The sequence below is a fragment of the Bradyrhizobium sp. AZCC 2289 genome (genome assembly GCF_036924615.1).
GTDB lineage: Bacteria > Pseudomonadota > Alphaproteobacteria > Rhizobiales > Xanthobacteraceae > Bradyrhizobium.
In genome coordinates this window covers 5,657,632-5,676,510 of the sequence record NZ_JAZHRY010000001.1, presented here as the reverse complement: position 1 = coordinate 5,676,510, position 18,879 = coordinate 5,657,632, and the positions used below count along the sequence as shown (strand labels likewise).

Here is an 18,879-nt window from a genome sequence, read left to right as displayed (position 1 = left end):
CGGATGAGGGGTCTCTATCCGCGGAGAGAACCCCTCACCCGTCCACGATACTTCGTATCGTGGCCACCCTCTCCCACAAGGGGAGAGGGGAAGAGAGCCGCTTCGCTCTCCCCGCCTACGCCTTCAACCGCGCCATGGCGACGCCCTCGCGCGCGAGCTGGTCGGCGCGCTCGTTTTCCTCGTGGCCGGCGTGGCCCTTGATCCAGTGCCAGTGCACCTGATGCGGTTTCAGCGCGGCGTCGAGCCGCTGCCACAAATCGACATTCTTGACCGGCTTCTTGTCCGCGGTGCGCCAGCCGTTCTTCTTCCAGCCATGGATCCAGCCGGTGATGCCCTGGCGGACATACTGGCTGTCGGTGGTGAGGTCGACCACGCAGGGTTTCTTCAGCGCTTCCAGCGCCGAGATCGCCGCCATCAATTCCATGCGGTTATTGGTGGTGTGCGCCTCGCCGCCCTTCAATTCCTTCTCGGTATCGCCGAATTTCAGGATCGCCCCCCAGCCGCCGGGCCCCGGATTGCCCGAGCAGGCGCCGTCGGTGAAAACCGTCACCCGTGGCAATTCGCTCACGCCGCGCATCCCGGCTGCGTCACGCCGTAATCGCGCAGGCTGGAGACGCTTTGCTGGAAGCGCAGCTTGCGGACATATTCGAGCGGGTCTTTCGGCTTCACCAGCGCGCCCGGCGGCACGTTGAGGAAATCGACCAGACGCGTGAGCAAAAAGCGCAGCGCGGCGCCGCGCGCCAGGAGCGGCAGCGCGTCCTGCTCGGCATCCGACAGTTTGCGCTCGCGGCCATAGGCGTTGAGCAGCGCGCGGGCCTTGGTGACGTTGAAGGAATGATCCGGCTCGAAGCACCAGGCGTTGAGGCAGATCGCGATGTCGTAGGCCAAAATATCGTTGCAGGAAAACGGAAAATCGATCAGGCCCGACAATTTGTCGCCGAGGAAGAAGACGTTGTCGGGAAACAGATCGGCATGGATGACGCCGACCGGAAGGCTCGCAGGCCAGCGCGCTTCCAGATGATCGAGTTCGCGGGCGATGAAATCGCGCAGGCCCGCCTGCACGCTGTCGGCGCGCGGTGCGTCCAGATCGAACAGCGGCCGCCAGCCTTCGATCGACAGCGGATTTTTCCGGAACAGCGGAAAGTCGCGGCCGGCGAGATGCATTTTTGCGAGCGCCTCACCGACCCCGCTGCAATGCGCCGCATTGGGCCGCCGCGGCCACATGCCTTCGAGGAAATTGATGATGGCCGCCGGCCGGTCCGCCAGCGTCGAATAGACTTCGCCCTTGCGGTTCCTGGCCGGCTGCGGGCAGCGCACGCCGCGCTCGGCCAGATGCGCCATCAACGAAAGAAAGTACGGCAAGTCGTCGGCCGCCACACGCTTTTCATAAAGCGTGAGGATGTAGGCGCCCTTGCTGGTGTGCATCAGAAAATTGGAATTCTCGACGCCTTCGGCGATGCCCTTGTAGGACAGCAATTCGCCGATGTCGTAACCCCTCAGGAATTCCGCGAGCTCTTCGGCGGCAACGTCCGTGTACACCGCCATGGGGACGCGCCTTAAGCCGCGTCGGGTCGCAATGAACGCGGCAGCGGGAAGAATTCATTCTCTTCGGCGGCCGATACCGTCTCCACATGCAGCTCATAACGCTCGGCGAACGCGCCCATGATCTCCTCGACGATCACTTCGGGCGCCGAGGCGCCCGCGGTGATGCCGAGGCTCCTGATGCCCTCGAAGCGCGGCCAGTCGAGATCGCTGGCGCGCTGCGCCAGCACGGCGATGGGACAGCCCTCGCGTTCGGCGACTTCGCGCAGGCGCTGCGAATTCGACGAGTTCGGCGCGCCGACCACGATCAAAGCATCGACCACCGGCGCCACCTTTTTCACCGCCAGCTGGCGGTTGGTGGTGGCGTAGCAGATGTCTTCCTTGTGAGGTCCGGAGATGTTCGGAAACCGCTCCTTCAGCATCGCGACGATCTCGGCAGTGTCGTCGATCGACAGCGTCGTCTGGGTCACGAAAGCGAGGTTGTTGGGATCCTTCGGCATAAAGGTCTTGGCGTCTTCGTTGGTCTCGATCAGCGTCACCGCGCCCTGCGGCAGTTGCCCGAGCGTGCCGACCACTTCCGGATGGTGGGAATGCCCGATCAGCAGGATTTCGCGGCCGCGCTTGAAATGGATCGCGGCCTCGCGATGCACCTTGGTGACCAGCGGGCAAGTCGCGTCGAGCGAGAAGAAATTGCGGGCGCGGGCGTCGGCCGGGACCGATTTCGGCACCCCGTGGGCCGAAAACACCACCGGTGCGTTGGTATTGTCGGGGATTTCGGCCAGTTCCTCGACGAAAATCGCGCCCTTGGTCTTCAGGCTGTCGACCACGTAGCGGTTATGCACGATCTCATGGCGGACATAGACCGGCGCGCCGTAGATGGTCAGTGCCCGTTCCACGGTGTCGATGGCCCGAACTACGCCGGCGCAGAAGCCCCGGGGTGAACAAAGCACGATTTTCAGGTCTGGTTTGGCTGGCATAGGGGCTATCTCGGGGACCGAATCACCCCTCGCCGGCGGGCGGGGAACGGCCAATTCGCATAAGGACTTGGGGCTGCTTTGGGGCACTGTCAAGGCACTTTTGCTGGGCCATTGCGCCAATAGCCCCTCCGGGCTTATATAGGGCCTCAATTCCCGTCATCGCTGATGACCACTGACTTCGCCTCCAAAAGAGGTGGGCGGAGCACAAAGGAGATTTGCCATGAGCAATGCACCGCTGATGCCCAAGGCGACGGCCGTGTGGCTGGTTGATAATACCGCGCTGACCTTCGACCAGGTGGCGGATTTCACCAAAATGCATCCGTTGGAGGTCCGCGCCATCGCCGACGGCGACGCCGCCCAAGGGATCAAAGGCATGGACCCGATTTCGACCGGGCAATTGACCCGCGACGAGATCGAAAAGGGCGAAAAGGACCCGAACTACCGCCTCAAGCTCGGCGAGAGCAAGGTGGCGCTGCCGCCGGCCGCCAAGAAGAAGGGTCCGCGCTACACCCCGGTGTCGCGCCGCCACGAGCGGCCGAGCGCGATCCTGTGGCTGGTGCGCAACCACCCCGAATTGAAGGACGCGCAGATCATGCGCCTGGTCGGCACCACCAAGACCACGATCGCCAGCGTCCGCGACCGCACCCACTGGAACGCTTCGACGCTGACCCCGATGGACCCGGTGACGCTCGGCCTGTGCTCGCAGATCGAACTCGATTTCGAGGTGCAGCGCGCCGCCAAGGAAAAGCCGGTCCCTGCAGCCTATGGCGGCGCCACTCTGTTGCCGGCCTCCGAGACCACCAAGAAGGAGCCGGAATACGAGCCGACCGAAAAGCAGCGCGACGACCTCAACGTCGACGCCGTGTTCGCCAAGCTGAAGACGATCGGCGGCAAGAAGCAGGACGACGAATAAGGTATTTCGCATTCCCGTTGAGAGATTTTCGAACGCGGCGGGGGCAACCTGCCGCGTTTTTGTTTTGGGATGGCGACAAGGCGCTTGCGGCGCGCCTGCCAAGGATTTTAATCCGCAAAACGACTGGTCGGAACGACGAATGCTTCCCGGGGACCGTCCCTCCCGGAAGCTCTACTACGGATGGCGCATTTGTGCCGCGACCGTAACCGGAGTAGCTTTTCCGCGTATTTTGAGAAGCCCTTTGCGGCAAGAGGCCTTTGTGCGCACGGTTCTGATTATTCTGGGAATTTGGCTGCTGTTAAACGTGCTGTTCGTGGTGGTGATGACACCTCCGCGCCGGCCGCGAAAGTACGGCGCGCCTCGCTCTTCCGATGCCAACCTCGCGCCCGCAGCGATCGACCAGGAAACGCATCGCTACGATGCCGAGGAAAAAACCTCGCTCGGCTTCATTATCATTTCGGTGGCGATGGGCGCCTTCTTCGTGCTGGTCGCACCGATCGCCGAGGCCGTTGACGCGCTCAAGGTTGCTTTCAGGAAGAAGCCGCCCGCCGAGTGAGCGGCTGCCTCACGCCTTCTTCAAAAACTCCGTGCGCAGCACCAGGCCCTTGACCTTGTCGGTGCGGTGAAGGGCTTTTTTCTTCCTTCTCCCCTTGCGGGCGAAGGTGGCGCGGACGCAGTCCGCGACGGATGAGGGGTTCTTTCCGCGGAGACGGACCCCTCACCCGTCGCCTCACTTCGTGAGGCGCCACGCTCTCCCACAAGGGAGAGGGGAAGAAAGAGACCCTCACCTGACCTAGCCCAGTTCGATCTCGCCGGATATCTCGTGGCTGAGACTGACGCCACCGATGGTGAGCACCATTTTGGCCGGCAGTTTTTCATGGCCCTTCAGGCTACCGCTGGCGACGGCGTCGCGGACCGCTTTTTCGATTTCACGCTGCGAGGTGATGCCGACCTTCTTGAGGAAGCCGCGCAGGCTGGTGTTGAAAACGTCCTCGTTCATGGTGCTCTCCCGATGTCACGGCCGGTCCGGATGATTCAACATGTATTCGCCGAGATCGCGCTGGCGGCGGTCGGCGCGGGCGTTGGCGTTGTTGCGCTGGACGTCGCGGTCCTTGCGGCAGGCGATGTATTCCGACGAGCCGACCGCGACATTGTTGGCGCGGCAGAAGGCGTCGTCGTCATCGCCGCCCGCAATGGTCATGGTCGGCTGCCCCCGATCGAGGCAGCCCGCGAGCAGCGGGGCGATGAGCAAGAGCGCGATGTGAGGTCGTGCGAAATTACGTCGCATGCTTTGTCCGTTCGTCCGGTTTCGTCATTGCCGGGGGCCTGTCCCCGACTTGATCGGGGATGACCCGGCAATCCATCGAAATAAAGGCAATTGCCCGATAGTGGAGGTGGAATATAGACCTTGTTCCGTCATTGCGAGGAGCGTTAGCGACGAAGCAATCCATTCTTTCCTTGCGTGTCGAGATGGATTGCTTCGCTTGCGCTCGCAATGACGGCCTTCGCCGTCACACCCTCCCCTTCAACGCTTCCCCGATCTCGTCGAGCACCTTGGGATCCTCGATGGTCGCGGGCATGGTCCAGGCCTCGCCGTCGGCGATCTTCTTGATGGTGCCGCGCAGGATTTTGCCCGACCGCGTTTTCGGCAGCCGGCCGACGGTGATCGCGAGCTTGAAGGCGGCGACGGGGCCGAGTTTTTCCCGCACCAGCGCCACGATCTCCTTTTCAATCTCGAGCGGGCTGCGCGTCACGCCGGCCTTGAGCACCAGGAAGCCGCAGGGCACCTCGCCCTTGATCGCATCCTTGATGCCGAGCACCGCGCATTCGGCGACATCGGAATGCGAGGCGAGAATTTCTTCCATGCCGCCGGTCGAAAGCCGATGACCGGCGACATTGATGATGTCGTCGGTGCGGCCCATTACGAACACATAGCCGTCCGCATCCTTGTAGCCGGCGTCGGAGGTTTTGTAATAGCCGGGGAATTCGGTGAGATAGGCCTCCTTGAAGCGGTCGTCCTGCTGCCACAGCGTCGGCAGGCAGGCCGGCGGCATCGGCAGTTTTATGACGATCGAGCCCATGGTACCGGCCGGCAGCGGCTTGGCCGCTTCATCGACCACGTCGACCTGATAGCCCGGCATCGGCACCGTCGGCGAACCGTGCTTGACCGGCAGCATCCCCAAGCCCATCGGATTGCCGGCGATGCACCAGCCGGTTTCGGTCTGCCACCAGTGATCTATGACAGGCACCTTCAACTGCGCTTCCGCCCATTCCACCGTCGGCGGATCGGCGCGCTCGCCGGCCAGAAACAGCGTGCGGAATTTCGACAGGTCGTATTTGCGGATGAACGCGCCCTCCGGATCCTCCTTGCGGATGGCGCGGAACGCGGTCGGCGCGGTGAACAGCGCCACCGCCTCGTGTTCCGCGATCACGCGCCAGAACGCGCCGGCATCCGGCGTGCCGATCGGCTTTCCCTCATACATGATCGAGGTCGCGCCGTGGATCAGCGGCCCGTAGACGATATAGCTGTGGCCGACCACCCAGCCGATGTCGGAGCCGCACCACCAGACTTCGCCGGGCTTGACGCCGTAGAGATTGAACATCGACCATTTCAGCGCGACCAGATGCCCGCCATTGTCGCGCACCACGCCCTTGGGGATTCCCGTGGTGCCGGAGGTGTAGAGGATGTAGAGCGGATCGGTCGCGAGCACGGGGACGCAGTCGGCGGATTTCTTCGCCGCCATTGCCTTGCTGCGCAGCCCGGCCCAGTCATGATCGCGGCCGGCGGTGAGATCGCAGCCCTGTTGCGGCCGCCGCAGCACGATGCAGGTCTCGGGCTTGACGCTCGAAAGCCTGATCGCCTCGTCGAGCAGCGGCTTGTATTGCACGATGCGGCCGGGCTCGAGCCCGCAGCTCGCCGAGAAGATCAGTTTTGGCTTGGCGTCCTCAATTCGTGTCGCAAGCTCCTTGGCCGCAAAGCCGCCGAACACCACGCTGTGCACCGCACCGATCCGCGCGCAGGCCAGCATCGCGATGACAGCCTCCGGCACCATCGGCATATAGAGGATGACGCGGTCGCCTTTGGTCACGCCGAAATCGTGCATGATCGCCGCGAGCGTTTTCACCTCGTGCAGCATCTCGGCATAGGTCAATTTGGTGATGCTGCCGGCCAGCGGCGAATCGTGGATCAGCGCCACCTGGTCGGCGCGACCACCCGCGACATGGCGATCGAGCGCGTTGTAGCAGGTGTTGACCATGGCGCCCGTAAACCAGCAGCCGTAGGGGCCCATCGAGGGATCGAAGATCTTCATGGCCGGCTCGATCCAGTCGATCTCGGCCGCCGCCTCCGCCCAAAAACCCTCGGGATCCCGGAGCGAGCGGGCGTAGACCTCGTGATACCGGCTTTTCTCGTGGATGTTCATGGCGTGTCTCCCCTAATCTGCCCTCCGTCATGCCCGGGCATAGTAGTCTGCTTTGCGCAGACTACGTACACTTGTCTGCGCTCCCGGGCATCCACGTCCTTGCTTCCTTTGAAGAGGTAGGACGTGGATGGCCGGGACAAGCCCGGCCATGACGATGCGAGCAAATAGCGTTGTTCTTTGAGCCATTGTCACGGGAAGCGGCGCCAGATCAAGCCGGAACAGTGCGTCAGAATGCGCGGCGAACGCGACTCTTGCCTCTCCCATTGGGAGAGGTGGAGGCACCCGCCTACTGCTGGGCGGCGGTATTGAGCTGGTCCAGCCGATCCACCATCGCCTGGCGCAGATCGTAGCCGCGGCGGCCGAAGGACGCGTTGCGCTTGTCGATGAAGTCGCGCTGCTGCCGGGTCAGCGCCAGCGCCGCGCGATGGCTGTCGGATTCTGCGCTGGCGATCACCCTGAGGAACACATCGTTGATGTCGCGGTCGAGCTGGGCGAGGCCGGGGTCGGCGCAAATCGCTTTCTCCACCTGACGCTTCGCGGTGGCGCAATTGAAGCTCGGCAAATTCTTCTGGTAGGCCAGCGTGCCCAGCCGTTCGACTTCGAGCGCAATCTCCTGATGGTTGGTGGCCGCGGTCTTGTCGGAGGGATCGAGGCGGATCGCCTCGGCGTAATCCTGCAGCGCGCGGGCCCGATCGCCCTTGCCGCGCCATGCCGCGCCGCGGTTGTTGTAGGCACGTTGAAACTTCGGATCCAGTTTCAATGCCGCATCGTAATCCGCAATGGCGCGGTCGTAGTTCTTCAGCGCCTGATACGCATCGCCGCGGTTGGTCAGGAATTTTGCCTCGGGACGAATTCCAATCGCCTCGTCGTAATCGGCGATCGCGCGGGCGTAATCGCCATTGCCGGCGAGGTGCAGCCCGCGATTGTCGAAGAATTCCGGCTGCGACGGATCGATCCGGATCGCCGCACTGTCGTCCTCGAGCGCGCGCTCGGAGCGGCCGAGCATGCGATAGGCCGAGGCCCGGTTGGTATAGGTCCTTGCCCGGCTCGGTTCGAGGCGGATCGCCTGGTCGTAATCGGCGATCGCCTTCCGATACTCGCCCTTGAAGTACCAGGCGGCGCCGCGGTCGGAAAACGCCTGCGCGAAATCCGGCTTGAGCCGCAGCGCCTCGTCATAATCCTCGATGGCGCGATCGTATTTGCCGGCATTGTTGAAGGCGTTGCCGCGGCTCTCGTAGCCGTTGGCATTGTCCGGCTCGAGCCTGATGGCCTGGTTCAGCGCCTCAAGCGCAGCCTCCCTCTTGCCGGTCTGGCGAAGGATTTCGCCGCGGGCGCGAAACGCGCGCGCACGGTTGGGGTCTTTGGCAATGACCGCATCGATCTCGGCCAGCGCCTTGTCGCTCGCGCCGTTGCCATAGTGCGCAACGGCGCGGGTAATCATGGCATCGAGGCGGTCGGCGTCCGGCGTCGCCGGATTGTCGATCAGCGCGGTGCAGCTTTCGATCAGTTGTGCAGGAGCCGCAACCGTCAGCGCAGCGCAGGTGACCGGCGGTTCCGCGGGCGTTTCGGCGCGTGCGCCGGCCGACGCCAGGATGGCGATGGCAAGCACCGCGCTTGCGGCAAAGGGTGAAATCGATGATCGCATGGCCGGCTCTCAAAATACGGGCACCTCGCGCGGACATGCCGCGTTTGACGCTATGTCGCCGCAGCCTGCGCCGAGGTTCGAAGAGCCTTCGGAATCTCTAAGCGAGCGAACCAGAGTGCGCCGCGAGCACCACTTCACCTCTCCCTTTGGGAGAGGTGAAGTGGCTAATAACCGTCGACGCCCAGCAATTTCTGCAGCCGCTCCTTCATCGCCTTGCGCAGATCGTAACCCGGCCGACCGAACGCGGCATTGCGGCTTGCGATAAACGCATCTTGCTCGCGCTGCAGCGCGCGCGCTTCACCGGGACTCCTGGCCTCGCCGATCACCCTGATATTGGCCGCGTTGATTTCGCGGTCAAGATCGGCGATCTCCGGATTGGCGCAGATCGCCTTCTCCACCGCGCGGCGAGCGGTAGCGCAATTGAAGCTCGGCTTGCCGGCAACCGCCTTCAGCGCGCCGAGCCGCTCCAGCTCCTGCGCCAGCGACTTGTAATTGCCACGCGCGGCCGGATGATCGGGCTTCAGCTTGATCGCCGCACCAAAATCGGCCAGCGCCTTCGGCCGGTCGCCCTTCTTGCGCCAGAGTTCGCCGCGCGCGTTGAAGATATCGGGCTGGGTCGGATCGAGCCGCAGCACCGCGTCATAGTCCGATATGGCGCGGTCGATCATATCCTTGCGCCCAAAGGCGCCGCCGCGTCCGATCAGCGCCTTGATGCGGTCGGCTCTTTCAGTCTTTTCGTTATCGATCAGCGCGCCGCAGGTACTGACGATCTTGTCATTATCGTCGCCGGCGGCGGCCGCAGCCACGCATGGCGCGGGGTCAATCAGCAAATCCCTGGCCGGCTCGGCGCCGGCCGCGAACGCGCCGTGCGGAAGTGCTCCCCACAGAAAACAGCCGGCCGCCGCGTTCCGGATCAGGATTGCAAAAACATCTTGCATGGGATGGCCGGCAAACGTCCTCTATCGCCGAAAATGATCCTAGCAAGCGCGGTGCGGTTCGCCCAGCGGCAGATTTGCCGCGATTATCCGTGGCGACTTTGATAATAGATCGCCGGGAATATCGCGGAGATTCAGGAAGAGTTCGACCGCGCCGAACTGAGCCGCAGGGTTGATCGCTGGCGCAGGCTGTCTTGCGAACGCCGTCTCGCCCTTCTACGCCCGACAGGTGAGCCCGCCATCGACGACGAGCTCGATGCCGGTGACATACCTGGACTCGTCCGACGCCAGATACAGCGCCGCGTTCGCGACATCCCAGGCCTCGCCCATGTGTCCCATCGGCACCTGCGCATCGCGGGCGCGCCACATCGCCCTTGGCATAGCTCGCCGCCAGGCCCGCCGAGTGTTCGACCATCGGCGTCTTCATCAGGCCCGGAAGGATGGCGTTGACCCTGACGTGCCGGGCTGCAAATTCGACCGCAGTGGTGCGCGTCATCTGATTCATCGCGGCCTTGCTGGCGCCGTAGCTGACGTAGGAAATGCCGACATGGCGGATCGAGGCGATCGACGAAATGTTGATGATCGCCCCCCCGCCCTGCCGCACCATCACGGGAATCACGTGCTTCATCGCGAGATAGGCGCTCTTGAGATTGACCGCGAAGACATGATCCCAGCTGGCCTCGTTGACCTCGACCACGCTGCCCATCTCGGCAATCCCGACATTGTTGTCGAGCACGTCGATGCGGCCATAGGCATTCAGGCACGCCGCCACCATCGCCTCGACCTGATCGGCTTGCGAGACATCGGCGGTGAACGCCGTCGCCTTGCCGCCCTCGCCGGTGATGATCTTCACGGTCTCTGCGGCGGCGGCCGCATTGCGGTCGACGCAAAACACCTGCGCGCCCTCGCGCGCAAAGGTCACGGCGGTTGCCTTGCCATTGCCCCAGCCCGGACCGATCGAGCCCGCGCCGACTACCATCGCGATCTTGCCCTTGAGCCGTTCCATCGACTTCTCCTTATGTTTTCCGTTATCGTTCGCAGGCGCGCATGGTCGTGACATTAGCACCGATCGGATGCCCGAAGATCTCCGACAGCGTCCGGCAATTTCCGTCCACGCATAACCGCCATTCGCCGGCGGCGCCGGAATTACCGAGGATGACTTCCGGCATCGGCGCCCGCTTCGGCTGCCATTGAAACCAGCCGTCGACGAGGCGCGCGTCCGGCGGCGGCTCCATGCCGGCGCCAAAGCCCTTGATGCGCGCCTGCACCAGTTCAAGGCCTTGTGGCGTGATGTGCCAGTCTTCCTGCCAGGCGGTCTTTTCGATCGAATGGGTCCATACAAGCGTGAACGCGGCGATCGACAGCGTTTTCACCACGCCCAGGGAGGCGAGGCACAGGCTCAAGCCGCCGCCACCGCGTTGCGCGGGCGCTGCCGCCATTGCCAGAGCACGAGAGCCGCCGCGAGCGCAAAACCCAGCGTGTCGCTGAAGCGGAAATCGCCGAGCAGGCACAGCGCCGCGACGAAGGCGAGCGCGATTTCAGGCCACGACAGCCGCGTGAACAGAAAGCCGATCGCGACGATGCCGAACAGGCCGATCGCGACCAGCGCCTTGAAGGTCGCCAGCGCCACCGCGCCGTAGAACCCGAGCTGGGCCGCCATGGGATCGCCGGCTTGCAGCATCAGCGCCGGCGAGTAGACGAAGATGAAGGGAATGACATAGCCCGCAAGCGCGATGCGCATCGCCTCCCAGCCGATCTTGTCGGGATTTTCCCGCGCGATCGGCGCCGCCGCCAGCGCCGCCAGCGCCACCGGCGGCGAGAGGTCGGCCATGATGCCGTAGTAGAACGCGAACATGTGGCTGGAAATCAAGGGCACGCCGAGCTTGGCGAGCGCAGGTGCGGCCAGAGCAGCGGTGATGATGTAGGTCGGGATCGTCGGGATGCCGGTGCCGAGCAGGATCGACAGCAGCATGGTCATGATCAGCGCGAGGAACAGGCTTTTCGCGCCGAGCCCGATAATCCAGCCGCCGAAGATGGTGCCGACGCCGGTCTGCGTCATCATGCCGATGATGGTGCCGACGATGGCGCAGGCCATGCCCACCGTGAGCGCCGATTTGGCGCTGTCGGCGAGCGAATCGCGGCAGGCGGCGAGCGTGGCGCGGCCGCCGCGCGTGATTGCCGCGATCAGGATCAGCCCGCCGACCACGCTTGCGACCGGCAGGATCTCCAGCCCGTTGCGCGACACCGCGCCAACCACCAGCGCCAGCCCGATCCAGAAAATGTAACGCACCACGAGGTTGGAGAAACCGAGCGTGATGCTGGTACCCAGGATCAGCGCCACCGTGAGCGCGAGGCCCATGCTGCCGGCGTAAAGGGGGGTAAAGCCTTCGAACAGCATGTAGACCAGTGCCGCCAGCGGCAGCACCAGGTACCAGCGCGCCACCAGCGCCTTCCAGGCGCTCGGGATTTCCGAGCGCTTCATGCCGACGAGGCCGTGCTTGCCGGCTTCCAGATGCACCATCCAGAACGCGGAGGCGAAATACAGCATCGCCGGAATCACCGCGGCCTTGACGATGGCGGAATATTCGACGCCCAGCGTCTCCGCCATGATGAAGGCGACCGCGCCCATCACCGGCGGCATGATCTGTCCGCCCATCGAGGCGGTGGCTTCGACGCCGGCGGCAAAGGCGCGGCGATAGCCGAACCTGATCATCAGGGGGATCGTAAACTGGCCGACGGTGACGACGTTGGCGACGCCGGAGCCCGAGATCGTGCCCATCATGCCCGACGCGAACACCGCGACCTTGGCCGGTCCGCCGCGGGTGCGGCCGAACAGGCCGAGCGACACATCGGTGAACAGCTGGATCATGCCGGCGCGTTCGAGGAACGAGCCGAACAGGATGAACAGGAAGATGTAGGTCGCCGACACGTAGATCGGCACGCCGTAAAACCCTTCCGTGCCGTAGGAGAGATGGGTGATGATCTGATCGAAATCATAGCCGCGATGATTGAACGGCGCCGGCAGATACTGGCCGAAGAACCAGTACAGCAGGCAGGCACCGCACATCAGCGGCAGTGCCAGGCCCATCAGGCGCCGCGTGCCTTCGAAAATCAGAACGGCCAGCAGCGCGCCTACGGCAAGGTCGGTATTGGTCGGATCGCCGTCGCGAGCGATCAGGTCGGCATAAAAGATCCACTGATAGAGCCCGCATAGGAATCCGACGCCACCAATCAGCCAGCCGACCGCGCGGCCGAAAGCGTTCTTGGCGGTGAAATTGCCGATCAGGCCGAAGGTCATCAGGATCAGGAAGCCGACGTGGACGCCGCGCACCACCTGGCTCGGCAGCACGTTCCAGGCCGCGACCACGAGCTGGAACACCGCAAACGCGATACCGATGAGGTAGGCCAGATGGCCCCAGCCGCCGGGGCCAAAGCCTTCCGGAAACCCGTGCTCGAAATTGTCGAATTCGACCTTGACCGGCGCTTCTGCGCCCTCGGCCTGCAGCATGTGAATCATTCCCCCGCCCGTGCCCGCGACGCTTATATCACCGGTTCGACCCGGGGAAAGGTCACGGCAGGCACGGCGGACGCGGAGGGCGCTACTTGATCAGCCCCTTCTCCTGGTAATAGCGGATCGCGCCGGGGTGCAGCGGCACCGGGCTGCCGGTGGCTGCCGTCTCGAGCTTGATCTCCTTGCCGGCGGAGTGCGAATTCGCCAGTTCCGGCAAGGATTCGAAGATCAGCTTGGTCATCTGGTAGGCGAGGTCGTCGCTGACGGCGGAACTCGTCACCAGATAATTGATCACGGCCGCGGTCGGGACGTCCTTGTCCTGGCCGGTATAGGTGTTGGCGGGGATGGTCACCGAGACGAAGGGCGGGCCGATCTTGTCGACGATCTCCTTCGGCACCGACACCACGGTGATGTCGGCCGAGGTCGAGAGATCCTTCAGTGAGGCGACGCCGAGGCCGGCCGATTGCAGCGTCGCATTGAGCTGGCGATTCTTCATCAGGTCGACGGATTCGGCGAACGGCAGATATTCGACCTTGCCGATGTCCTTGTAGGTCATCCCGGCGGCGGCCAGGATCGCGCGCGAGTTGAGCTCGGTACCGGATTTGGGCGCGCCGACCGAGAGGCTCTTGCCCTTCAGATCGGCGAGCGTCTTGATGCCGCTGTCGGCGGTGGCGACGATCTGGATGTAGTTCGGATAGATCGCGCCGATGGTGCGCAGCTTGTCGAGCTTGGACTTGAAGCCGGCCTCCTCGTCGCCTTCCCATGCGGCCTTGAGTGAGTCGCCGAGCGTGAACGCGATCTCGCCGCGGCCCTGCTGCAGCAGGATCAGGTTTTCGACCGACGCCTTGGTGGCCTGCACCTGGGTCTTTACGTTCGGGATCTTGTCGCCAAAGATTTTCCCGATCGCGACGCCGAGCGGGTAATACACGCCGGAGGTGCCGCCGGTCAGCACGTTAATGAATGATTGGGCTTGGGCGGCAGGCGCCGCCAAAGCCGCTGCCGCCACAATTGCGGCCGCCATCAACTTCGAATTCATGAGCATTATTCCCCCTAAAAATTCCGCCGGAAGTTGGACGGGGCGAGGCCCCCGGTCAACCCATCCAAACGACGCACGCGAAGGTCAAATACGCATGCGCGGTCGCGCTGGACGCATGCGGGAACCGGCGAGACCGGCAGTATCGAGCCGGAGTGACGATCGGGCAGCGAGATGCGACACGGCGTTCCGCGCTATCCGCCTCGCGCATCGAAACGTCGCGCAGCTGAAATAATCCGAGGCGCGATTCTCGCCTCGAAGAGCTCGCCGCAGTGGCACGAACTGTGGACAAGCCGACAAGCGAACACAGACGTTAACGCGCATCCAACGATGAGACATCGGCGCGGGCGCGCGCGTCGGTTCATGGGGCAAGCCCGGGGCGGCAACCGACAACGGTTGGGCGCTGTCCTGGTATCTCGCGGCCCGATTCGTTGCCGATTTCGTTACAATTTTATTCTCAATGCCGACTTTAACCCTACCAAAGCAATCATCGTTGCGTCCCTAAAACTCCAAGATTACCGCCGCCGCGCGGATGTACGACTATCGTCGGCATCTTTGGAGACGGCGAGAATGATTCACATCAATCCCAGCGAACACGCGCGATCCGTCGGGTTCGGACAACGAAAGGTAATGCCGCGCGCATGCGTCACCGACGGCAAAAAGCACCTTCGGACCTTCCTTTCCGACGCTCTCGAGGAACTGGGTTTCATTACCAGCGAATGCGGCCAGGCCGGCGAGCTGGCTGCCGTCCTGGACGCGCAACAGCCCGATTTGTTCGTCCTCGGCGTGTCTTTCGACGGGGTCGAGGTCGGTAAAATTCTCGAGACCCTGGTCAGGAAGAATTTCACCGGCAAAGTTCTGGTCATCGGCCAACCGGGATCGATCATGGTAAAGGCCATCAGGCAAATTGGCGAGGAATACGGTATCGCGATGCTGCCCTGCCTGCAGACGCCTTTCAGCGCCGGGACGCTGCGCGACAGCGTTGCGACGCTGCTGCCTTCAGAACCGGCGCCGAGCCCGGCGGTGGACGTGGCCGAGGCGTTGAAGGCCGGCTGGCTCGAATTGTGGTATCAGCAGAAAATCAATGTCCGCACCCTGGTGCCCAGTGGCGCCGAAGCGCTGGTGCGGATGCGGCATCCCGCCTGGGGTGTGGTTCCGCCGGCCTACTTCATCCCCGACGACAAGGATCCGCATTTTCGCGGCCTGTCGGAATTCGTGATCGGGCGCGCCATCGAGGATTGGCGCTACCTTCTCGAGCAGCAGGGGCCGGTCGATCTCTCGATCAATATGCCGGTGTCGTTTCTCGGCGATCGGCAGGCGGTACGCGATCTGTGCCGCGCGATACCCGATCATCCAGCGTTCAGCGGCTTGCTGATCGAGATCGACAGCGCCGAGGTAATCGGCAATCTGGATCTCGTGATCGATGTCGCACGCGACGTGCGCCTACATAATATTGCGATCGTGCTCGACAATGTCGGCGCGGAATGGCCGGCGCTGATGGGGCTTCGGAGCTTTCCGTTCGTCGAGTTGAAGGTCGATCATCAATTCGTCACCGGCTGCGCGGATGACCGGCTGAAGGCGACGGTGTGCCGCCGAATCGTCGAACTGGCCCAGGACCATGGCGCGCGCGCGGTGGCCCAGGGCGTCGAGACCCGCGCCGATTTTCTCGCCGCGCACGGCATGGGCTTCGATCTGATGCAGGGCTACCTGTTCAACAAGCCGATGGGGATCAGAAAATTTGCCCGGTCGCGCCCCTTGCTGGCGTCCAGCCCGGACAGGAGGCCATGAGCGGCCCCGGCAGGTCCGGACCTGCCGCCTTCACTGAAACGACATGTCGAGGCATTTCGAGATGTCGGAGCCGAGTCCGGACGAAATGATGATGCAGCCGCGTACCTTCAGCGCATTGTTGTCGCTGGCCCACACCGAATAGCCGCCGGGACCGAAGAACGAATTTGTGTTCGGCGGCTCGGTTTCGGTGGCGTCGAACGAATAGTTCGAGTCGGCCTCGAAGATGCGGGGCTTCTTGGTGCAGCCGCCGTCGGTCTGCACGTTGATGACTTCCTTGTTGTCCCGCGTCAGCGCCAGCGTAACCTGGCAGCGGAAATATTCGGAGGTCTTGACGTTGAAGACATACGCATAGGATTTGCAGGTCGCGGTGTTGAGCTTGCCCGCGCTCAGGCCCCGGCTGCACGAAATTCGCTGGTTGTTGCTGAGCTTGAATTCATCGGCCGCAGCCGCTTGAGCCAGCGTCATGAACGACAGCGCAACACCGAAACCGATTTTCATGACGAGGTTCATCCGAATCATCCCTATGAGGTTTTTTGCAATACACGGTTGTAGACGGAAAGGGGAACATAGTCGCGAAGCGGGACGTGGGAAATCACAAAGTCGCCGGAGCGACGTGATGGCCCGAGGTGCGGCGAAGGTGGCATTGACGAAATAACAGCGTTCGTGATTTGTTCAAGAAGCTGGGCAAGGGAGCCAATTTTGGCCGCCGGGAGGATGACGATGACGGGATTTTCGACCAAAACCTTTTTGCTGGCGGCAGCACTGGCCGCACTGACGACATCCGCTTTTGCGCAAGGGGCCGCGCCGACGCCCTGGGAGCTGAAGCCGGACACCGGCTATGGCTACGACAAGGACGGCAAGACGTTCGCCTACAAGATGGGGACCAACAATGCCGGCATGCTGCTGAAGGGCGCCAAAAAAGTGCCGAAGGGCACGTTGTTCTTCATCGGCCACAACGGGCAGCTCTACATGCGGACCGGACCCTATCTCGAGGGCGACGGCAAGTTCATGTTCGGCTCGAATTGAGGGGGCTCGGTCGTTCCGGCCAAGTGAGCGCAGCGAACGCTGAGCCAGGACCCATATTCCGCGGCGGTAATGATTTAGGGAAATCTCTAATTCACTGCCGAAACGAGAGGCCGCGGCGTTTGGGTCCCGGCTCGCGCTTCGCTTGGCCGGGACGACGTTCAACCTAAAACGCCGCCGCCAATTCCTTTGCGCCGGGCTTGTTACTGTTGCTGTCCATCCGATCGTCGGTGACTGCCAACAGCTTCGCCACCGTGTTGTGGCGGATCGCGACCGGATTGCGTTCGTAGCCGCCGCGCTGGAAGAAATTCGAGGTCGGCACCTGTTCGCGCATCGCCTGCGGCATCGTCACCATGTCGAGCCCGGTGCCATCGCCGGTCAGGTTCATCATTTCAAGTTCGGCCGCGGTCAGCGGGCGATTGTACCCCTTGGCGCGGGCGAAGATCACCGAGGTCAAGAGTTTGTGGGTCTGCAGCAGCGGCCCGACGTCGATGTCCAGCACCATGGCGTGCACCGCCCAGCCCTGCGGCGTATCGGCGAGTTTTTCGTGCGCCGACCAGTCGTCGGGCACGGTGCGCGTGAACGCCACCATCCGCTTCAGGACCGCGATCTTGTGCTCCAACGCCTTGCGCGGCGGACCGGAAAGCGTGGCGGCCTTCTCGGTCAGTTCCCTGACGAACTCGTGGCCCTGTTCGGCGACCAGTTCGATGCTGTTGGTGGTGAGCAACTGGTTATAGCCGATCGCGCTCGAAATCGCGCGCTTGCCGCCATGCTCGATTCCCGACTGCACGTCGTAATTGCCGGTGCCGCCGGTCTCGAACGAATAGACCCGCACCGCCTGCTCGCGGGTCAGGCCGGAGGCCAGCGCGTAGCGAGCATACGCACGTTTGAATTCGGCTTCCGTCGCCGGCCGTTGCGGCGTGAACTGGAAATGCTCGGCGGCCGCCATCAAGAGGTCCGCGACCACCGGAATAGCCTTGGGCTCGCGCGGCGGCTTTCCCTCTTCGGGCTCGGGATTTGCCGGCCGTTTCGGGCCGGTATAGACCGGCGGCTGCGTCAGCACGTAATCGTCAAGCGTGATGATCAGGTGCTCGCGCCGCTTGGCATTGCGGCCGCGCCGTTTTTCGGAGATCGACGCCCAATAGGCGCCGGCCTCCTCGTCGAACGCCGCGCGTGCTTCCTGATATTCCCTGAGCTTGCGGCGATATTCGGCGATCGCCTGCGGCGAAGCCGCCTGCGCCATCGCATTGGCGGTCGAAGCCGAAAGCGTGCCGAGCTTGACCGCCACGGCCGGCGGCGCACCCGCGAACCACGCGAGCGCGACCAACCCAAATCCAACGCGAATCAATTGCGGGCGCATCGCCCTGTTGTAGCAAGCGCTCGGCTTAAGTCAGCCACGAAACCACCTCTTCCTGAGGGAGAGGTAAAGGAGAGAGTCTGCGTCAGTCGAATCTACTTCCACGCGAACACCGGCTGTTCCAGCTCGGCAACGCGGGTAGCACGACCCGCCAGCACTTCGCGGAACTGATAGATCAGCGCCGCGGTCGGCGCGTGGATATGTTGACCGGCGAGGCGAAAGCGGATCACGCGCCGGGTGCTTTCGGGGATCGTGGTGAAGCTGAACGCGTCCTCCCGCTCGATCTCCTCCAGCGCAATCCGATGCACGGACGCGACCTCCGCGGGATTGGGTAAAATCGCCGCCCTCCCCGTCACCCACACCACGACCGGCGTGATGAGGTAGCCGGACCGGGTCGGATAGTCGTCGAGCCGGCCGAGCACGTCACTCGTCCCAAGCTCGAGGCCGAGCTCCTCGTGCACCTCGCGCAATGCCGCCTCGGCTTGCGTCTCGCCGGGATCACAGCGCCCGCCCGGCAGCGCCCATTGGGCGCTGTGCGAACGCAGGCTCGCCGCACGCCGGGTCAACAGAAACGCCGTATCGCCGCCGGCGTCACTTTCCGTGAGCGCGATGGCGACCGCGGCGCGCTTTAGCGCCGGCGCGGCTTGATCCGGCTGCGTGCGGGGGAATGCCGCGCAGAGCTCTGCGATATTCCGCCGGGTGGCATCATCAAATGAACGGGCCATTGCGCTTG

General features: G+C 63.5%; 18 protein-coding genes and 1 pseudogene. 4 read left to right on the top strand and 15 right to left on the bottom strand.

What is annotated here, in order from left to right:
- Positions 1–115: 115 nt before the first annotated feature.
- Genes rnhA through ispH form a run of 3 tightly spaced genes read right to left on the bottom strand, consistent with a single transcriptional unit; the run spans position 116 to position 2,519 of the window.
- The gene (rnhA, locus tag V1289_RS26935) at positions 116–577 is read right to left on the bottom strand and encodes a ribonuclease HI (protein ID WP_171985555.1); all 462 of its coding nucleotides are present in this window, start codon (positions 575–577) and stop codon (positions 116–118) included.
- Complete coding sequence (locus V1289_RS26930) at positions 565–1,545, bottom strand: homoserine kinase (protein ID WP_334400283.1); 981 nt, start codon at positions 1,543–1,545, stop codon at positions 565–567. Before V1289_RS26930 ends, rnhA begins: the two co-directional genes overlap by 13 nt.
- Before the next feature lie 11 nt (positions 1,546–1,556).
- Positions 1,557–2,519 carry a 4-hydroxy-3-methylbut-2-enyl diphosphate reductase gene (gene ispH, locus V1289_RS26925; protein ID WP_334400281.1) on the bottom strand — a complete coding sequence of 321 codons (963 nt, stop codon included), beginning with the start codon at positions 2,517–2,519 and terminating at the stop codon, positions 1,557–1,559.
- 220 nt (positions 2,520–2,739) lie between these two features.
- On the opposite strand from ispH, the gene V1289_RS26920 reads away from it, so the two are divergent.
- A complete protein-coding gene (locus V1289_RS26920; RefSeq protein WP_334400279.1) occupies positions 2,740–3,432 on the top strand; it encodes a DUF1013 domain-containing protein in 693 nt (230 codons plus the stop codon).
- Between the two features lie 259 nt (positions 3,433–3,691).
- Positions 3,692–3,988, top strand: coding sequence for a hypothetical protein (locus tag V1289_RS26915; protein ID WP_334400277.1), 297 nt, complete (start codon positions 3,692–3,694; stop codon positions 3,986–3,988).
- Between the two features lie 237 nt (positions 3,989–4,225).
- Here the strand turns inward: V1289_RS26915 and V1289_RS26910 are convergent, their stop codons facing one another.
- The 9 genes and pseudogenes from V1289_RS26910 to V1289_RS26870 form a co-directional block, all read right to left on the bottom strand.
- The gene (locus V1289_RS26910; RefSeq protein ID WP_334400275.1) at positions 4,226–4,432 is read right to left on the bottom strand and encodes a DUF6494 family protein; all 207 of its coding nucleotides are present in this window, start codon (positions 4,430–4,432) and stop codon (positions 4,226–4,228) included.
- Positions 4,433–4,447: 15 nt separating this feature from the next.
- Positions 4,448–4,720 (bottom strand): hypothetical protein, encoded by a 273-nt coding sequence (locus tag V1289_RS26905; RefSeq protein ID WP_334400273.1) that lies wholly within the window; start codon positions 4,718–4,720, stop codon positions 4,448–4,450.
- 223 nt (positions 4,721–4,943) lie between these two features.
- Complete coding sequence (locus V1289_RS26900; protein WP_334400271.1) at positions 4,944–6,854, bottom strand: propionyl-CoA synthetase; 1,911 nt, start codon at positions 6,852–6,854, stop codon at positions 4,944–4,946.
- A gap of 286 nt (positions 6,855–7,140) precedes the next feature.
- Positions 7,141–8,499, bottom strand: coding sequence for a tetratricopeptide repeat protein (locus V1289_RS26895; RefSeq protein ID WP_334400269.1), 1,359 nt, complete (start codon positions 8,497–8,499; stop codon positions 7,141–7,143).
- Between the two features lie 164 nt (positions 8,500–8,663).
- Positions 8,664–9,437, bottom strand: a complete 774-nt coding sequence (locus tag V1289_RS26890; protein ID WP_334400267.1) for a hypothetical protein — start codon at positions 9,435–9,437, stop codon at positions 8,664–8,666.
- Between the two features lie 213 nt (positions 9,438–9,650).
- Positions 9,651–10,440: pseudogene (locus tag V1289_RS26885) on the bottom strand (SDR family NAD(P)-dependent oxidoreductase).
- 22 nt (positions 10,441–10,462) lie between these two features.
- Complete coding sequence (locus tag V1289_RS26880; protein WP_334400266.1) at positions 10,463–10,873, bottom strand: DUF1850 domain-containing protein; 411 nt, start codon at positions 10,871–10,873, stop codon at positions 10,463–10,465.
- The gene (locus V1289_RS26875) at positions 10,834–12,942 is read right to left on the bottom strand and encodes a TRAP transporter permease (RefSeq protein WP_334400264.1); all 2,109 of its coding nucleotides are present in this window, start codon (positions 12,940–12,942) and stop codon (positions 10,834–10,836) included. The genes V1289_RS26880 and V1289_RS26875 overlap by 40 nt, the downstream gene beginning before the upstream one ends.
- Before the next feature lie 91 nt (positions 12,943–13,033).
- Positions 13,034–13,981, bottom strand: coding sequence for a TAXI family TRAP transporter solute-binding subunit (locus V1289_RS26870; RefSeq protein ID WP_334400262.1), 948 nt, complete (start codon positions 13,979–13,981; stop codon positions 13,034–13,036).
- A 567-nt stretch (positions 13,982–14,548) separates the two neighbouring features.
- Here V1289_RS26870 and V1289_RS26865 point away from each other — a divergent pair.
- A complete protein-coding gene (locus V1289_RS26865; RefSeq protein ID WP_334400260.1) occupies positions 14,549–15,766 on the top strand; it encodes an EAL domain-containing response regulator in 1,218 nt (405 codons plus the stop codon).
- A gap of 30 nt (positions 15,767–15,796) precedes the next feature.
- Here the strand turns inward: V1289_RS26865 and V1289_RS26860 are convergent, their stop codons facing one another.
- Positions 15,797–16,276, bottom strand: coding sequence for a hypothetical protein (locus tag V1289_RS26860; RefSeq protein ID WP_334400258.1), 480 nt, complete (start codon positions 16,274–16,276; stop codon positions 15,797–15,799).
- Between the two features lie 210 nt (positions 16,277–16,486).
- Here V1289_RS26860 and V1289_RS26855 point away from each other — a divergent pair, with 210 nt between their 5' ends.
- Entirely contained in the window at positions 16,487–16,792 is a 306-nt protein-coding gene (locus V1289_RS26855) for a hypothetical protein (RefSeq protein ID WP_334400256.1), read from the top strand.
- Positions 16,793–16,955: 163 nt separating this feature from the next.
- On the opposite strand, the gene V1289_RS26850 is transcribed toward V1289_RS26855, so the two are convergent.
- Complete coding sequence (locus V1289_RS26850) at positions 16,956–18,149, bottom strand: hypothetical protein (RefSeq protein WP_334400254.1); 1,194 nt, start codon at positions 18,147–18,149, stop codon at positions 16,956–16,958.
- Between the two features lie 92 nt (positions 18,150–18,241).
- Positions 18,242–18,871 carry an NUDIX hydrolase gene (locus tag V1289_RS26845; RefSeq protein ID WP_334400252.1) on the bottom strand — a complete coding sequence of 210 codons (630 nt, stop codon included), beginning with the start codon at positions 18,869–18,871 and terminating at the stop codon, positions 18,242–18,244.
- Between the last annotated feature and the right edge of the window lie 8 nt (positions 18,872–18,879).

Excerpts from the sequence above, each read along its gene's own strand:
- rnhA (WP_171985555.1), bottom strand. The coding sequence starts at position 577 with ATGCGCGGCGTGAGCGAATTGCCACGGGTGACGGTTTTCACCGACGGC.
- V1289_RS26930 (WP_334400283.1), bottom strand. The coding sequence starts at position 1,545 with ATGGCGGTGTACACGGACGTTGCCGCCGAAGAGCTCGCGGAATTCCTG.
- ispH (WP_334400281.1), bottom strand. The coding sequence starts at position 2,519 with ATGCCAGCCAAACCAGACCTGAAAATCGTGCTTTGTTCACCCCGGGGC.
- V1289_RS26920 (WP_334400279.1), top strand. The coding sequence starts at position 2,740 with ATGAGCAATGCACCGCTGATGCCCAAGGCGACGGCCGTGTGGCTGGTT.
- V1289_RS26910 (WP_334400275.1), bottom strand. The coding sequence starts at position 4,432 with ATGAACGAGGACGTTTTCAACACCAGCCTGCGCGGCTTCCTCAAGAAG.
- V1289_RS26905 (WP_334400273.1), bottom strand. The coding sequence starts at position 4,720 with ATGCGACGTAATTTCGCACGACCTCACATCGCGCTCTTGCTCATCGCC.
- V1289_RS26900 (WP_334400271.1), bottom strand. The coding sequence starts at position 6,854 with ATGAACATCCACGAGAAAAGCCGGTATCACGAGGTCTACGCCCGCTCG.
- V1289_RS26895 (WP_334400269.1), bottom strand. The coding sequence starts at position 8,499 with ATGCGATCATCGATTTCACCCTTTGCCGCAAGCGCGGTGCTTGCCATC.
- V1289_RS26890 (WP_334400267.1), bottom strand. The coding sequence starts at position 9,437 with ATGCAAGATGTTTTTGCAATCCTGATCCGGAACGCGGCGGCCGGCTGT.
- V1289_RS26880 (WP_334400266.1), bottom strand. The coding sequence starts at position 10,873 with ATGGCGGCAGCGCCCGCGCAACGCGGTGGCGGCGGCTTGAGCCTGTGC.
- V1289_RS26875 (WP_334400264.1), bottom strand. The coding sequence starts at position 12,942 with ATGCTGCAGGCCGAGGGCGCAGAAGCGCCGGTCAAGGTCGAATTCGAC.
- V1289_RS26870 (WP_334400262.1), bottom strand. The coding sequence starts at position 13,981 with ATGAATTCGAAGTTGATGGCGGCCGCAATTGTGGCGGCAGCGGCTTTG.
- V1289_RS26865 (WP_334400260.1), top strand. The coding sequence starts at position 14,549 with ATGATTCACATCAATCCCAGCGAACACGCGCGATCCGTCGGGTTCGGA.
- V1289_RS26860 (WP_334400258.1), bottom strand. The coding sequence starts at position 16,276 with ATGAACCTCGTCATGAAAATCGGTTTCGGTGTTGCGCTGTCGTTCATG.
- V1289_RS26855 (WP_334400256.1), top strand. The coding sequence starts at position 16,487 with ATGACGGGATTTTCGACCAAAACCTTTTTGCTGGCGGCAGCACTGGCC.
- V1289_RS26850 (WP_334400254.1), bottom strand. The coding sequence starts at position 18,149 with ATGCGCCCGCAATTGATTCGCGTTGGATTTGGGTTGGTCGCGCTCGCG.
- V1289_RS26845 (WP_334400252.1), bottom strand. The coding sequence starts at position 18,871 with ATGGCCCGTTCATTTGATGATGCCACCCGGCGGAATATCGCAGAGCTC.